At 65.8% G+C, this 14900-nt stretch carries 12 protein-coding genes; 3 read left to right on the top strand and 9 right to left on the bottom strand.

What is annotated here, in order from left to right; all coding sequences use genetic code 11:
• Positions 1 to 2: 2 nt before the first annotated feature.
• From AN936_RS13935 to AN936_RS13920, 4 genes are all read right to left on the bottom strand, one after another.
• On the bottom strand, positions 3 to 1199 hold the full coding sequence (locus tag AN936_RS13935; protein ID WP_054588663.1) for a M20 aminoacylase family protein: 1197 nt from the start codon (positions 1197 to 1199) through the stop codon (positions 3 to 5).
• A 115-nt stretch (positions 1200 to 1314) separates the two neighbouring features.
• Positions 1315 to 2922 (bottom strand): AbgT family transporter, encoded by a 1608-nt coding sequence (locus AN936_RS13930; RefSeq protein WP_054590301.1) that lies wholly within the window; start codon positions 2920 to 2922, stop codon positions 1315 to 1317.
• Positions 2923 to 3016: 94 nt separating this feature from the next.
• Entirely contained in the window at positions 3017 to 6022 is a 3006-nt protein-coding gene (locus AN936_RS13925) for a TonB-dependent receptor plug domain-containing protein (protein ID WP_054588662.1), read from the bottom strand.
• Between the two features lie 162 nt (positions 6023 to 6184).
• A complete protein-coding gene (locus tag AN936_RS13920) occupies positions 6185 to 7102 on the bottom strand; it encodes a LysR family transcriptional regulator (protein ID WP_054588661.1) in 918 nt (305 codons plus the stop codon).
• 102 nt (positions 7103 to 7204) lie between these two features.
• Between AN936_RS13920 and leuC the strand changes: the two genes are divergently transcribed.
• From leuC to AN936_RS13905, 3 genes are read left to right on the top strand one after another with little or no spacing between them, the layout of a single operon-like run.
• A complete protein-coding gene (leuC, locus tag AN936_RS13915; RefSeq protein WP_054588660.1) occupies positions 7205 to 8644 on the top strand; it encodes a 3-isopropylmalate dehydratase large subunit in 1440 nt (479 codons plus the stop codon).
• Positions 8641 to 9270 carry a 3-isopropylmalate dehydratase small subunit gene (leuD, locus tag AN936_RS13910; protein WP_054588659.1) on the top strand — a complete coding sequence of 210 codons (630 nt, stop codon included), beginning with the start codon at positions 8641 to 8643 and terminating at the stop codon, positions 9268 to 9270. Before leuC ends, leuD begins: the two co-directional genes overlap by 4 nt.
• A complete protein-coding gene (locus AN936_RS13905) occupies positions 9254 to 10153 on the top strand; it encodes an alpha/beta fold hydrolase (protein ID WP_054590300.1) in 900 nt (299 codons plus the stop codon). The genes leuD and AN936_RS13905 overlap by 17 nt, the downstream gene beginning before the upstream one ends.
• A 16-nt stretch (positions 10154 to 10169) precedes the next feature.
• Here the strand turns inward: AN936_RS13905 and AN936_RS13900 are convergent, their stop codons facing one another.
• From AN936_RS13900 to AN936_RS13880, 5 genes are all read right to left on the bottom strand, one after another.
• A complete protein-coding gene (locus tag AN936_RS13900; RefSeq protein ID WP_054590299.1) occupies positions 10170 to 11273 on the bottom strand; it encodes a pyridoxal phosphate-dependent aminotransferase in 1104 nt (367 codons plus the stop codon).
• Between the two features lie 71 nt (positions 11274 to 11344).
• A complete protein-coding gene (locus tag AN936_RS13895; RefSeq protein WP_054588658.1) occupies positions 11345 to 12094 on the bottom strand; it encodes a helix-turn-helix transcriptional regulator in 750 nt (249 codons plus the stop codon).
• Positions 12095 to 12121: 27 nt separating this feature from the next.
• Entirely contained in the window at positions 12122 to 12691 is a 570-nt protein-coding gene (locus tag AN936_RS13890) for an XRE family transcriptional regulator (protein ID WP_054588657.1), read from the bottom strand.
• Positions 12684 to 13820, bottom strand: coding sequence for an aminotransferase (locus tag AN936_RS13885; protein ID WP_054588656.1), 1137 nt, complete (start codon positions 13818 to 13820; stop codon positions 12684 to 12686). Before AN936_RS13885 ends, AN936_RS13890 begins: the two co-directional genes overlap by 8 nt.
• 3 nt (positions 13821 to 13823) lie before the next feature.
• Positions 13824 to 14774, bottom strand: a complete 951-nt coding sequence (locus tag AN936_RS13880) for an ornithine cyclodeaminase family protein (RefSeq protein WP_054588655.1) — start codon at positions 14772 to 14774, stop codon at positions 13824 to 13826.
• Positions 14775 to 14900: the final 126 nt, after the last annotated feature.

The raw sequence follows: 14900 nt of genomic DNA, 5'->3' as shown, positions 1-14900 counted from the left end.
GGTTATTTTGGCAGGAATGCCTCGGCCAGCGCGACCCACAGCGCCGCACCGGTCGGCGAAATGCTGTCGTCATAGGCATAGTGCGAGTTGTGGAGCATCACCGATCCCGGCCCCTCGTCGCCGTTGCCGAGCAGCAGGAAGCAGCCGGGCACAACGTCGAGATAGCGCGCGAAATCCTCCCCCCCCATCCCCGGTGTGTCGAGGTCGACGAAGCGGTCGGGGCCGACGACGCCGATCGCGATATCGCGGACTTTCGCATAAAGATCGGCCGGGTTGTGCAGGGCAGGGTAGCCGCGCTCGTAATGGAGTTCGGCGGTGGCGCCGAAGGATGCCGCGACCCCGGTGACGATTTCGCGCAGCCGCTTCTCCACCGCATCCTGGCTGGCGCGCGACAGCGTGCGCACCGTGCCGCCCATCCGCGCTTCGTCGGCGATGATGTTGAACGCCGTGCCGGCCTCGACCTTGCAGATCGACACCACTGCGGCGTCCATCGGGTCGGTGCTCCGCGCGACGATGCTCTGCACCGCGATGACGATCTGCGCCGCGACGAGGACCGGGTCGATGGTGAGGTGCGGGCGCGCGGCGTGGCCGCCCTTGCCCGACACAGTGATTTCGAACTTGTCGGCGGCGGCATAGAGCGCGCCCGCCCGCCCGGCGAGCTTGCCGGCGGCGATGCCGGGGCGGTTGTGGATGCCGAAGATCGCCTCCATCGGAAAGCGCTCGAACAGCCCGTCGCGGATCATCGCGCTCGCACCGCCGTCGGGATCGCCGCCCGGTCCTTGATAACCGAGCGATTCTTCGGCGGGCTGAAAGATCAGGTGCACCGCGCCGTCGAAATTGCGTGTCGCCGCCAGATGCTTGGCGGCGCCGAGCAGCATCGTCGTATGGCCGTCGTGGCCGCAGGCGTGCATCACGCCGGGCGTGCAGCTTTTGTGATCGGACTCGGCGAGTTCGGTCATCGGCAGCGCGTCGATGTCGGCGCGAATGCCGATGGCGCGGCTCGCCTGTCCGGCACGGATCGTCGCGACGATGCCGGTGCCGCCGATGCCGGTGTGAACCTCGTCGACCCCGAATTCTTCGAGCAGGTCGAGGATGAAGCGGCCAGTGCCCTGTTCGTGAAAGCCGAGTTCGGGATGCCGGTGGATATGCCGGCGCCAGGCGGTCATGTCGGCTTCGAGTGATGTCAGGTCAACGGACATGGGGACGCACCTCCTGGCGCAGCGGCAAGGTAAGACTAGGGGCAGGGCTGGGCCGACCCCAATGCCGATTGGACATGCTTATATGTTCCGCTGCGATTTTCATGGTTCCGCTCCGTCAGGGTACCGCATGGGCCGCGACCTGATAATATACCTGCGCGTGCGGGCCGAGCGGAAGGTCAAAGCCGACCCATGCCACCACCATGAGGATGCCCGTTGCCATGAAGCAGAGCGCATAGGGCAGCATCAGCGCAAGCAGCGATCCCACGCCCATCGATTTGTCCCAGCGCTGGCAAAAGACGAGGACGAGCGGGAAATAGCTCATCAGCGGGGTCATGATATTGGTGTAGCTGTCGCCCATCCGGTATGCGGCAGTGGTCATTTCGGGGCTGATGCCCAGCAGCATGAACATCGGCACGACCACCGAAGACAGCACGCTCCACTTCGCCGTCGCCGATCCGATGAACAGATCGAGCAGCGACGAGAGCAGCAGCACGCAGACCAGCAGCAGCGGCGCAGGCAGGCCCATCCCCTGCAGCTTTTCGGCGCCGCTGATCGCGACGATCGGCCCGATGCCCGACCAGTTGAACATTGCGACGAAATGCGCCGCGAAGAAAACGAAGACCAGATAGGGCGCGATCGTCTTCACGCCCTCGCGCATCATGGCGATGATGTCGTTGGAGTTTTTGACCGTTCCGACGGCGCGCCCGAACACCGCGCCGGTCAGCAGGAACAGCAGGAACAACGCGGCGATGATCGAGCCGTAGAGTGGCTGCAGCCGGATCGGCCCTTCGGCGCTCTGGTCGATGAAGGGGGTATAGCCGGGCCACAGGCAGAGCGCGGCGAACAGCGCGACGACGAACAAGGCAGCGATCCCGGCGTGGCGCAGCCCGCGCCGCTCGTCGTCGCTGAGGTCGCCTTTTTCCAGATCGGCGCGCAGTTCTTCGTCGACCGGCTCGTTCCAGGTGCCGAGCCGCGGTTCGACGATGCGGTCGGTGACGAACCAGACGATCGGCGTGAAGAAGACGACGATGCCGAGGATGAAATACCAGTTGCCGAGCGGGTTCATCGTCCAGCCGGGCTCGACGATCCGCGCCGCTTCCTGCGTGAAGCCGAACAGCAGCACGTCGAGCTGGCCGGGCATGATATTGCCCGCATAACCGCCCGACACCGCGGCCAGCGCCGCCGCGATCCCGGCGAGCGGATGGCGTCCGACGGAAGCGAACAGGACCGCCGCCATCGGGATCAGCACGACATAGGCGGCGTCGGCGGCGTGGTGCGAGACCATGCCGACCACCGCGATGATCGGGGTCATATAGCGGCGCGGCGTGTTGCGGAGCGAACCGCGGATGAGCGCGAAGAACATCCCCGATCGCTCGGCGACCGCGGCGCCCATCATGATGGTGAGGACGATGCCGAGCGGGGTGAAGCTGGCATAGGTTTTCGGCATTTCGGTGAACAGGCGCGCGATATTGTCGGCCGAGAAGAGGCTCGAGGCGCGATAGGTGAGGATGCCGTTCGCGAGTTCGGCGTTGGCGGGGGCGGTCTTGCCCGAATAGGGCAGCGACGCGCTCCACCCCAGCGCCGCCCCGAGCGCGGAGACGAGCATCAACGCGACGATCAGGTAGATGAAGATGATCGTCGGGTCGGGCAGCAGGTTCCCGGCCCGCTCGACAAAGCCGAGGAACCCCCTCTGGCGGGCAGGACGGATCGTTTCAGCGGTCATCATTGCCCCTCCTGCCGGGCCGGTATCGCGTTGTTGTCCGCAAACAATATGAGGCCCGCGTCCATGACGCGAGCCTCATTGCTGTCGGCCGAAATCAGAAGTTCACTTCGAGCCCGAGCCGGACGACCGGCCCGAACTGATCGAAGCCGCCCCCCGACGGATCGATGACCTGAACCGATTCCATCACCGGCAGCTTGACGTTGAACAGGTTGCTGACGCCGAACGAGAATTTCGCTTCCTGCCGCCCGTTCATCGGCAGCGTGTAGGACCCCGAAATATCGTTGTAGAAGCGCGAACCCGTCTTGCGCGGCGCGATCAGTTCGCGGCTGATCCCCGGCGAGATGTCGGTCAGGCTCTGGCTCGACTGATAACGGCCCTGCCAGCCGAGAGTCAGCGGGCCGTTCGAATAGGTCAGCCCGACGACGCCCTTATATTTGGGATAGCCGTAAAAGCCTTCGAGCACGGTGTAGAGATCCGGGCGCGCCTGGAAGGTATAGGTGCGCAGCCGATGCAGATAGGTGAAGGCCAGATTGGTCGAGATTTTGCCGTTGCCCACCGGGAGGGTGTAGAAGATCTGCGTGTCGAGGCCCGAGGTTTCCAGCTTCGAGGTGTTGACATAGGTGCTGTTGCCGCCGGTGATGCCGAAATAGTTCGGGCTGGCGGTGTTCATGTCGCGGGTGATCAGCGAACACAGGTCCGGGTCGGGTCCGCCGGCGCGATCGACGCAGTTTTCGGCGATCTGTTGCGGGCTGAGGAAGCTGATCGCGTCGTCGATCTGGATGTTGAACCAGTCGGCCGAGATTTGCAGGCCCGGCAGGAAGTTCGGGGTCAGGACGACGCCCGCCGTCCAGCTATCCGATACTTCGGGACGCAGGTTTAGGTTGCCCGACACGATGAAGGGGACGCCGATCCCCCCGTTCAGCGGCACGAAGCCCGCCGGACGACCCAGCGTGGCGCAATTGGCCGCCCGGTTGGGATTTTCGCCGATGTTGGTCTGCGAACAGGGGTCGTCGACGTTGGTCGTCTGCCCCTCGCTCGGGCGGAAGGCTTCGAAGATGTTCGGGGCACGGATGGCGCGGCCGATCGTCGCGCGGAGGCGCAGGCCGTCGGTCGGCTCCCAGATGCCGCCGACCTTCCACGAGGTTGCCTGCCCGGCGTGGCTATAGTCGGCGTGGCGCACCGCGCCCTCGATCGACAGCAGCTTGGTGAAGGGCATGTCGGTCAGGATCGGGATGCTGAGCTCGCCGAAGAATTCGGTGACGTGATAGCCGCCCTCATAATCCTGCGTCGCCGCCTGGTTGGTGAAGCCGCCCTTGACCAGCGGATCGGTGGTACGGCCGTTGCGTTCCTTGCGATATTCGGCGCCGATCGCGAAACCGATCGCGCCGCCGCCCGGCATGGTCAGGAATTTTTCGCTGTCGCCGGCGAGCGAGAAGCCGGCCGTCGTCTGGCGGATGAAGGCGTTCGAGACCGTCGTCGCGGTGACGAAGTCGCGCGCCGCCTGCGAGCTGTTGACCGAACCGAAGGGATCGAACGGCGCGCAGGTGCCGCCGCCCTGGATGTTCGGGCGCACATAGCCGACCGGCTGTAGCGCGGGAACGTCCATCCGGCAGCGAATCTCGTTGGTCGCCGGATCGACCACCGCGTCGATCGCGGCGAGCAGGTTGGGCACGACGAGGCGGTTGTAGCCGATGAACTTCGCCTTGGTGCGGCCATAGGTGCCGTAGATGTCATAGCGAAGATCGGCGAAGCCGGTTTCGAATTCGCCCTTCAGGCCGCCGACGAACGACAGGCTGTTGCGGTCGACCTGGCTGTAACGGAGGCCAAGGTCGGTGAACAGGCGGTCGAGCCGCAGGGTGGTGGCCCCCGCCGCGAGCAGGTCGTCGCGGAAGTCTTCGTTGAGGAAGGCGTTCTCGGCGACGTTTATCGCCAGCCCCGTCCGGATCACCGGCTGGCCGCGGCCATAGCTTGACGTGTTGTTATAGTCGGCACCGAAATAGGCGGTGACATTGTCGCTGATGTCATAATGGGCGCTGAGGTTGAGGTTGTAACGCTCGATGTCGGGGACGAGCGAGATCGAATCGTCGAAACGGAAACAGGCGGTGCCGCAGTTTTCGAAGATGCCGAACAGGCTGCCGTCGCTCAGGCTGGGCGTCGGAAAGGGGCGGGGGGTGCCATCGTCGTTGAAGACGAAGCGCCCGAGACCGCCGGTGTCGTTGTTGAAGCCGACGACCCCATAGCCGGAGAAGCGCAGCGCTTCGCCACCGGGAACGACGATCATGTCGGGGATGCCGTCGTCGGGACCGGTGTCGGCCGGATTGAGCATCGCGACGTAATTTTTCATGCCCGCCTGCTTCGGCGTGATTTCCTTCACCTTCGCATAGTCGCCGGCGACGGTGATATTGCCGCGCCCTTCGCCGAAATTCATGCCGGCGACGAGGCTGGCGCCGTAGGTCAGCCCTTCGCCGCCGCGCGTCGGCTGCGATCCGTTGAACGAGATGCGGACGCCGTCGAAATTATCCTTGAGGATGATGTTGACGACCCCCGACACGGCGTCCGAACCGTAGATCGCCGACGCGCCGCCGGTGATCACTTCGATGCGCTCGATCAGATTGGGGTTGATCGAATTGAGGTCGATCGCGGTGCTGTCGGTCGCGCCGGCGACGCGGCGCTTGCCGTTGACGAGCACCAGCGTGCGGTTCGATCCGAGGCTGCGCAGGTCGACGAGGGCCAGGCCGCCGCTATTCTCGCCGCGCGAGCCCGACGCGCCGGTCTGCTGGCTCTGCTGCATGCTGCCCGAAAAGCCGATCGATGGCTGCTGCGCGAGCGCGCGGCCGATGTCGAACTGGGCGTTGTTGTTTTCGAGCGTATCCGACGAAACGACGCCGACCGGGGTCGGCAGGTCGAGGACGGGACGGCCGATGCGCGACCCCGTGACGACGATGTCGTTACCGTCCGCAACGCCCTGTTCGTCGACCGGTTCGGCGACGTCCTGTGCGTGCGCCGCGCCCGCCAGACTCGCGAAAAGGGAGATTGCGAGGATGGAAGTGGAAATTCTGAATTTGCCGCAAGCGGCTGCCGTTGCCGATCCCTGGATCATGTTTTTTCTCCGCCCTGAACCCCTGCCAAAGCCGTTCGTTTGCCGGATAGTGCAAGGGCCCATCCTGTCTATGGACATGCGGTCATCGATCCCAATGCCGGTTCGACATAGAATCATTCGTGCGATGCGGGCGGGGTTGGCGCAGCTTTGTTGCGCGCGCTTTCAGGCGGCTTCCGACCTGATCCGATTCTTCAGCGACGTCCAGAAGGCCTCGACGCTCGGGCTTCGCCGCGCGATCGGTTTGTAGATGCGGATTTCGATCGGGACGTGCCAGCTCGCATCGCCCGCCGCGACAAGGCGTCCGCTTTCGAGATCTTCGCCGGCAAGGCTGAGCGGCGCCCAGCACAGCCCACGGCCGTCGCGGGCCATCGACAGGAGCGCGGTCGCCATATGCGACCGGAAAACCGTGCGCAGCGCCGCCGAGCCTGCGGAGATCACCTGCGCCGCCTGCAGGATGCGCCCCATGCCCGACTTGTCCTCGAATTCCAGATAGGGAAGCGGCTGGTCGCCCGACCCGGGGAGCCGATGTGCCGGCGATCCGTCCTCGTACGGCGCCGCGACCGGAAGCAGCACGTCCTGTCCCAGGAGGAGCGACGCAAAACCGGCCGGATCGAGGCGGTGCGCCGCCGCGGTATGGTGATGGCAGAGGAGAAAATCGGCCTTTCCTTCGAGCATGAAGCGCTCGCAAGCCACCATATTGTCGGCGATCAGCGTGATCGTTCCCGCTTCCTGGCCGTCGCTGAGGCTGCGAAGCCACGACGGGAAAAAGGTCGTCGACAGCGCGTGCGTCGAGGCGAAGCGGATTTCGTTGCTCAGCGTCCCGCCGATTTCGCGGACATGATCGCGCCCAAGCGTCAGCCGCCGCAATATCTCTTCGGCGAGGATGCGAAAGGCCTGACCCGCTTCGGTGAGGGCGATCCGGTGCGTATCGCGATCGACCAGCGTCGCGCCGACCCAGTCCTCGAGCGCGCGGATGCGGCGGCTGAAGGCCGGCTGGGTCAGGTTGCGCGCCTCGGCGGCGCGGGAGAAATTGCCTTCATCCGCGAGTTTGATGAAGTCCTCGAGCCACATGATATCCATTTGATTCCACTCGTCGCATCAATTGATACTGTCCCGGCATTGGCATAGCCAGAACCGTGCACGGTAAGCCCAGCCCCGCAAGACCGCAGGAAGGGTAGAAGAATGTCGGCGCCCAAAACGCTCTACGACAAGATCGTCGACGAACACCGCATATTATCTTTCGACGAATCCGGCGGCGCTGGCGAACGATTGTTGCTCTATATCGATAGAACGGTGCTCAACGAATATACAAGCCCCCAAGCGTTCAGCGGCCTCCGCGCCGCCGGGCGAACCCCGTGGCGGCCGGCGGCGTCGCTGGGCGTCGTCGATCATGTCAATTCGACGAACCCGGACCGCGAGGCGGGGCAGCTCGACGACGGGGCGCGCCGCCAGATCGAATATCTGGGCGAAAACGGCCGCGATTTCGGCATCGAGATCTTCGATCTTTTCGATCCGCGGCAGGGTATCGAGCATGTCGTGATGCCCGAACTGGGGCTGGTGCTGCCGGGGATGGTGATCGCGGCGGGCGACAGCCATTCGACGACCTACGGCGCGTTCGGGGTCGTCGGCTTCGGCATCGGCACGTCGGATATCGAGCATCTGCTCGCCACCCAGACGCTCGTCTACCGGCGGCTCAAGACGATGCGGATCACCGTCGACGGGACGCTGGCGCCGGGCGTGACGGCGAAGGACCTCATCATGGAGGTCATCCGGCGGATCGGTGCCGACGGCGCCGCCGGACATGCCGTCGAATTTGCCGGCGATGCGATCGCGGCGCTGGGCGTCGAGGCGCGCATGACGATCTGCAACATGGCGGTCGAATGCGGCGCGCGCGTTGCGCTGATGGCGCCCGACGACAAGGTGGCGGCCTATATCGAGGGCTGCCCGCGCGCGCCTTCGGCCGGGCTGTTCGCGCGGGCGCGTATCGAATGGGACGCGCTGCGCAGCGACCCGGGCGCCCGCTTCGACAAGGAGCTTTCGCTGAGCGCCGGCGATATCCCGCCGATGGTAAGCTGGGGCACCAGCCCCGACCAGTCGCTCGCGATCACCGGCCGGGTTCCCGATCCGGACGATCTGCCGCCCGAACGCCGTGCCGACGCGGTGCGCGCAATGGCCTATATGGGCCTCGCGCCGAACATGGCGCTGCAGGAGATCGCGATCGATCGCGCTTTCATCGGATCGTGCACGAACGCCCGTCTGTCGGATCTTCGCGACGCGGCGGAAATCTTGCGGGGGCGCAAGGTGGCGCCTGGCGTGCGAGCGATGATTTCGCCGGGCAGCAGCCATGTGCGCAGCCTTGCGGAGGCCGAAGGCATCGACCGCGTCTTCGTCGAGGCGGGGTTCGAGTGGCGGCGGTCGGGCTGCTCGCTGTGCCTCGCGATGAACGACGACAGCCTGGCGCCGGGAGAAAGATGCGCGTCGAGCACCAACCGGAATTTCGAGGGACGGCAGGGGATCGGCGGACGCACCCACCTGATGAGCCCGGCGATGGTCGCCGCGGCCGCCGTCACGGGGCGGCTTGCCGACGTGCGGACACTCGCCGCGGCGGAGCCGGCCCGATGAAGGGGTTCGTCCGCGAAACGGGACGCGTGGCGGCGATGCCCGGCGCCAATATCGATACCGACGTGATCATGCCGAAAGCGTTCCTCAAAGGCATCGACCGGTCGGGGCTGGCGGTGGGGCTTTTCCACGACCTGCGTTTCGACGAAACCGGCGCGGTGCGGAGCGACTTCATCCTCAACCGCCCCGATATGGCGGACGCCCGCTTTCTGCTCGTCGGACCCAATTTCGGCTGTGGATCGTCGCGCGAGCATGCGGTGTGGGGCATGCTGCAATATGGCATCAGGGGGATTATCGGTTCGTCGTACGGCGCGATCTTTGCCGACAATGCGGCGAACAACGGATTGCTCCTGCTGTCGTTGCCCGTCGCCGAGGTTGCAGCGCTGGCGGCGCAGCTCAAAGGCGGGGCAGGGGATATGACGATTGATCTCGAAGCGCAGCGGATCGAGACGGGCGCGCAAATAGCCGGTTTCGACATCGACCCTGCCACGCGGCGCGCGCTGATGCTCGGACTCGACCGGATCGGCGAGACGCTGACCCACGCCGATCGCATCCGGGCGTTCGAGGAGGCCTATCTCGCGCGCAAGCCGTGGCTTATGGATGCAGGAAGCGATGAGCGCCTATCCTGAATATCCCGACCTTTTGCCCGGCTTTCGCTGGCAGGACATCGACGCCGGCGGGGTTCGCATCCGTACCGCCGTGGGCGGTTCGGGGCCGCCGCTGCTGCTGCTGCACGGGCATCCGCAAACGCACCTGACCTGGCACAAGGTCGCACCGGTTCTCGCGAAGCGCTTCACCGTCGTCGCGACCGATCTTCGCGGCTATGGCGACAGCGAAAAACTGCCCGGCGACGCCGACCATCGCAACTATTCGAAGCGGGCGATGGCGGCCGATCAGATTGCGGTGATGGCGGCGCTCGGCTTCGAGCGGTTCGACGTCGTTGCGCATGATCGCGGCGCGCGCGTCGCGCACCGGATGGCGCTCGACCATCCGGACCGCGTCGGGCGGCTCGTGCTGCTCGATATCGCGCCGACGGCGACGATGTATGCCGAGACCAACCGCGAGTTCGCGACGCGCTATTTCTGGTGGTTCTTCCTGATCCAGCCCTTCGACCTGCCCGAACGGATGATCGCCGCCGACCCCGATCATTTTCTCGACCGCCACCTCGCCGGCCAGATCAAGGTCGATGGCTCGCTCGACCCGCGTGTCGTCGCCGAATATCGCCGCTGCTACCGCGACCCCGCGACGCGCCACGCGATCTGCGAGGATTATCGGGCGGCGGCGAGCATCGACCTCGACCATGATGCCGCCGATGCCGACCGGCTGATCGAGGCGCCGCTGCTCCTCCTTTGGGGCGGCCTCGGCACGGTGGGCAGCCTGTTCGATGTCCTCGAAAGCTGGCGGCCGAAGGCGCGCAACGTGCGCGGCCGCGCCCTGCCTTGCGGCCACAGTCCGCAGGAAGAGGTGCCCGACTTGCTGCTGGCCGAGCTGGACGCCTTTCTCGCGGCCTGACGCGTTTAAGGCTCCGTCAGGACCCGCGCAAAGCGGCCGAAATGCCCGCCAGTCCGCCCTCGAGTTCCTCGGCGGTCGGCCAGCCGTAGCCGAGCCGGAAATAGCGGTCGGACATTTCGAACCAGTGCCCGGGCCCGACATAGGTGCCATGATCCTCGAGCAGCCGGCGGTAGAAGCCTTCGGTGCCGCCCGGCGGATCGGCCTTCATGCGGGGGAAGCAAACGACGCCGCCCGAGGGACGAACCCATTCGAGCAGTTCCTCTCCGTCGATCCACGCCGCAATCCGGTCGAGCCGCCGCCGCCATTCGGCCAGCGTCGGTGTGAGGAAGGCGTCGCGGCGCTGCAATATCTGTTCGGCGACCCATTCGTTGATCACGCTGCCGCAGATGCTGATCTGTTCCTTGGCGGCGAGAAAAACCTCCTGCAGCCCGGGATCGGTGTTGACGATCCAGCCGACCCGGATGCCGGGGACGCCATAGGCCTTCGACAGCGAGGACACGCTGATGACATGCTTGCCGAGCGTCGCCGCCATCGGCAGTTTGCCGGTCAGCGACAGGTCGCGATAGGTTTCGTCGACCAGCAACAGGCAGCCGCGTTCGGCGGCGAACCGGGCGATCCGGCGTAATTCCTCTTCGCTGATCGTCACCCCCGTCGGGTTATGCGGGCAAGTGATGCTGATCAGCCTCGTCCGTGGCGTGACGGCGGCCGCCAGCCGTTCGACATCGAGGGCAAAGCCATCCTCGAATGTCAGATCGACGAAGGATATCGGACATCCGATCGCACGCGGCGTTTCGAGGTTCGTGGCATAGTTCGGCCGGACCACCACCAGATGATCGTCGGGCCCGAGCAAGGCGGTGGCAATGATGAACAGGGCGCCGGCCGCGCCGCCCGCGATCAGGACGTCGTCGGCGGTCAGCGCCGGTTCGTCGGCGACGACCAGTTCGCGCAGCGCGGGGCTGCCGCGATGTTCACCATAAAGGAGAGTGAGATCGGGGATCGTCAGGCCGAGGCTGCCGAGCGACTGATCGGCGATCGAACTTTCGGAGAGATTGAAGCGGATATTGCCATATCCATATTCTTCGGGAGATTCGACTTCGATCGGCATTCGGACATAGCGCATGATGAAACCCTTTCGCTGGTCGCCGACGATTGGCACGGCCCGCGGGCACCCGCCATCCCCCCGGCGTGGGATCACCGCGCCAGCGCGAACAATTCCGCCAAGGCGCTGATCCCGAGTTTCCGGAAGATGCTCTTGCGGTGATCCTTCACCGTATGCCGGCTGAGCGACAGCCGCAGCGCGATGGCGTCGCTGGAGCAGCCCGCGAGGAGAAGCCGGCAAATCTCGTCCTCGCGCGCGGACAGGACGCCGGTCCGTGCCGGCCAGCCGGACGTCGTCGGTCGTGACGCTGGTGCGAGGAGGCGGTGGCGCTCGAATGCGGCGCCGACGGGTCCCGCCAGTTCGCCCAGGGCCCGCAGCAGGCGAGCGCGCGCCGGCCGGCGGCTGCGCTCGCGGTACAGGCCGATTTCGATCGTGCCGCCCCAGCCGGGGAAATAGACGCCGATCTCCTCTTGCCGCTCGGGCCAGCCGACGGTCCGAAATCCCAGCTCTTCGCGCGGCGCCTCGATCAGGTGCGGACGCATGCTCTCCGGAATGTCGGCGAAGCGCCCGCGATAGTCGCGTGCGCGCATGGCGCCGCTGCTGGCGCCGCGAAGCATCGGGTTGAACCGGCAGGTCCGGCGCGCATAGGTGTCGAGACCGGCGCGATGGCCGATTGCGCCGAAATTTTCGTGGAGGATGCGCGACCGGCTGTGCGGCCGGTGCGCGACGACGGCCGCAAGGTCGAATTCGGCGAGAGCGCAGAGGGTGCCGGCCGCGACGGCGGCGAAGTCGGGTTCGCCGATGGCGGCGATGATATCCGACACAACGGATTCGATGCTCATCGCCATCGCCCGATCGAGCCCCGGGGCTTAGCTGACGACCACACGCAGGAAGCGGACCACCGCACTGCCCGCATTGGCATAAGCATAGCTTTGTGCGCTGCTGTAGATGGCGAAATCGCCGGCTTCGACGGTGACGATGCCATCCTCCTTCTCGATCCGCAGCCGTCCTTCGGCGACCGACACCATCTCGTGCCATCCGGCCGGATCGGGCTCGGCCTGATAGCGCTCGCCGACCGCAAGCGACCATTGCCAGAGCTGCGCCTCGCGCCCCGCCGGCGCGCTGCCGAGCAGCACGCCCTTGCTTTCCGCCCCGGCGCCGCGCCAGCCGACGGCGTCGATGCGTTGGCTGCTCGCCGCCGGGTCGGCAATCATCGAAACGAAATCGACCCCCAATGCGTCGGCGAGCTTGTCGAGACTCGACAGGCTGACATTGGTGTCGCCGCTCTCGAGGTTGACGATCATGCGCCGGCTCAGGCCCGACGCTTCGGCCAGTGCACCCTGACTCAATCCGGACCTCCGCCGTAACCGCCGCAGATTGCTCGAGACATGCGCCAGCACATCGCCGCGTTCTCCCGCCGCCGGGCCTACGTCAGCCATCGGCGCACACGCCCCGCTGGGCCAGATAATCCGACATGCGTGCCAGTCCCTCCCGCAATACCGCCTCGTTGTTGCAGTATCCGATCCGGACATATCCTTCCATGTCGAACGCGCTTCCCGGCGTCATCATCACGCCCGTCTTTTCGAGCAGGTCGAGGCAAAAGGCTTCCGACGGAACCGGCAGATCGTATTTGAGCATCGCCGTCGTGCCGCCGCGCGGCTTGATCCAGTCGATCAGTGGTTCGCGGTCCACCCAGTCCGCAAGGATGGCAAGGTTCGTCCGGCTGATGGCACGCGACCGCGCGAGGATCGCATCGCGTGCCTCGAGGGCAATCGCGGCGAGATGGTCGTCGATCATCCCGACGCTGATCGTATTATAGTCGCGGTGGACCGTGATCGGGTGGACAAGATCGACGGGCGCAATGATCCAGCCCAACCGCAGGCCGGCGAGCGAGAAGGATTTCGACATGCTGCCGGTGCTGATCCCGCGCTCATAGAGGTCGAAAATCGATATCGTCATCCCGTCGCCGTCCTGTCCCGTACCGCGATAGACCTCGTCGCAGAGCAGCCACGCGCCGCATCCGCGGGCGATTGCGACGATCTCCTCGAGCATCGCCCGGTCCATGACCGAACCGGTGGGATTGTTCGGATTGTTGATCGCGATCAGCCGCGTGCCGGGGGTGGCGAGCGCGCGCAATTCGTCGAGATCGGGCAGGAAGTCATTCTTCTCGCGCAACCGCAATATCCGGACGTCGGCGCCATAGCTTTCGGGGATCGAATAATGTTGCTGATAGGTCGGCAGGACCGAGATGACGCGGTCGCCGGGTTCGACCAGCGTCTGGTGCACCAGCGCATTGGCCCCGATCGCGCCATGCGTCACGAGGACATTCTCCCGCTGCGCCGTCTCGGTCATGCCCGCGATCAGCCCGCGCAGCCGGTCGCTGCCCTCGATGGCGCCATAGGTCAGCTTTAGCGGCAGCAGTTCGGAGAGGAGGGTCTCGGTCCGCCCCGCCATCTCCAGCAATTCGGCGACCGTCAGCGACTCGACGCACGTCTCGGCAAGGTTGAGCTCGCACTCGAGCTCATAGCGGTTCATCCACATTTCGACGGCGAACTCACGGATTTTCATGGGTCATCCTTCCTTTCGGGTTGCACGGTGCACCGCATCGGCGAGCGCGACATCTTCAAGGCCGAGGCCGATCGAGCGGAAAAAGATACGCTTGCTGCCGGTCGGCTGCGGCGCCCTGCCGACCATCAGTGCGGGGAGGTCGCCGCGCAGCGCGTCGGCCGACCATAGGCCCGCCGCGATCGCCAGCTTCATCTCGCCGGCCGACAGCGGTGCGGTGGGCGCATAGTCGCAATAGACCTCCATCGCCGCGAGCGCCGCGGGGTCGATCTCGTGCGCGTCGGCCGCGTTGGTGCTGATCGAGGTGATGAGCGCGTCGGCCTTTGCTCGATCGACGTCGATCACCGGCGCGCCCGAAGAGGTGCAGAGCAGGATGACGTCGGCGTCGGCGATGGCGCGGCCGGGATCGGTCTCCACTATGACCGGGCATCCGCTGTCGAGCGTGCGGGGCAGGTCCTGCCGCTCGGTCGCGCCCGGCGAGCATAAGGTCACACGGGCCCAGTCGCGCAGCGGCCCGACGTGGCGCAGGTGGGCAAGGCCGACCGGGCCCGTCCCGATGACCGCGAGCGAACGGGCGTCGGGTCTCGCCAGCAGATCGACCGCCAGCGCGGTCGTGCCGGCGGTGCGCTCGGTGGTCAGCCGCTTGGCGTCGCAAAGCAGCAGCGGCGCTCCCGTCTCCATCGACAGGATTACCGTCCACGCCGTCACCAGCGCGCCGCCGTCGCGCGGCAGATAAGGGGAGAGTTTGGCGCCGAACACGGCGCGGTCGGCCAGCGCGCCGAGATAGGCGATGAAGTCTCCCATCCCGTCCGGAAACAGCGTCAGCGTCTGCGGTGGCTGGGCCGCGCGCCCGTTGGCGAGCCCGGCGAACATGACGGCCAGCTCGGCGGCGACGTCGATCGTCTCCAGCGCAGCCGCGACGGCGCGATCGTCGAGAACGAGCGGAAGCGTGGACATGCGAATCTCCCCGAAGTCGGTCGAACTTAGTGTGTGCAGTAAACTGCATCTTAATGAGCATTATAATGCTCACTCGTTAAGGTCAACAGCCTTGGGTCAGATACGTCCGGTCACCCGCCGAGGACG

Source organism: Sphingopyxis macrogoltabida (assembly GCF_001307295.1).
Classification (GTDB): domain Bacteria; phylum Pseudomonadota; class Alphaproteobacteria; order Sphingomonadales; family Sphingomonadaceae; genus Sphingopyxis; species Sphingopyxis macrogoltabida_B.
This window is presented reverse-complemented; position numbering and strand designations above follow the sequence as displayed.

What these genes read in the sequence shown, in the direction of transcription:
- AN936_RS13935 (WP_054588663.1), bottom strand. Translation starts at nt 1,199, where the DNA reads ATGTCCGTTGACCTGACATCACTCGAAGCCGACATGACCGCCTGGCGC.
- AN936_RS13930 (WP_054590301.1), bottom strand. Translation starts at nt 2,922, where the DNA reads ATGACCGCTGAAACGATCCGTCCTGCCCGCCAGAGGGGGTTCCTCGGC.
- AN936_RS13925 (WP_054588662.1), bottom strand. Translation starts at nt 6,022, where the DNA reads ATGATCCAGGGATCGGCAACGGCAGCCGCTTGCGGCAAATTCAGAATT.
- AN936_RS13920 (WP_054588661.1), bottom strand. Translation starts at nt 7,102, where the DNA reads ATGGATATCATGTGGCTCGAGGACTTCATCAAACTCGCGGATGAAGGC.
- leuC (WP_054588660.1), top strand. Translation starts at nt 7,205, where the DNA reads ATGTCGGCGCCCAAAACGCTCTACGACAAGATCGTCGACGAACACCGC.
- leuD (WP_054588659.1), top strand. Translation starts at nt 8,641, where the DNA reads ATGAAGGGGTTCGTCCGCGAAACGGGACGCGTGGCGGCGATGCCCGGC.
- AN936_RS13905 (WP_054590300.1), top strand. Translation starts at nt 9,254, where the DNA reads ATGAGCGCCTATCCTGAATATCCCGACCTTTTGCCCGGCTTTCGCTGG.
- AN936_RS13900 (WP_054590299.1), bottom strand. Translation starts at nt 11,273, where the DNA reads ATGCGCTATGTCCGAATGCCGATCGAAGTCGAATCTCCCGAAGAATAT.
- AN936_RS13895 (WP_054588658.1), bottom strand. Translation starts at nt 12,094, where the DNA reads ATGAGCATCGAATCCGTTGTGTCGGATATCATCGCCGCCATCGGCGAA.
- AN936_RS13890 (WP_054588657.1), bottom strand. Translation starts at nt 12,691, where the DNA reads ATGGCTGACGTAGGCCCGGCGGCGGGAGAACGCGGCGATGTGCTGGCG.
- AN936_RS13885 (WP_054588656.1), bottom strand. Translation starts at nt 13,820, where the DNA reads ATGAAAATCCGTGAGTTCGCCGTCGAAATGTGGATGAACCGCTATGAG.
- AN936_RS13880 (WP_054588655.1), bottom strand. Translation starts at nt 14,774, where the DNA reads ATGTCCACGCTTCCGCTCGTTCTCGACGATCGCGCCGTCGCGGCTGCG.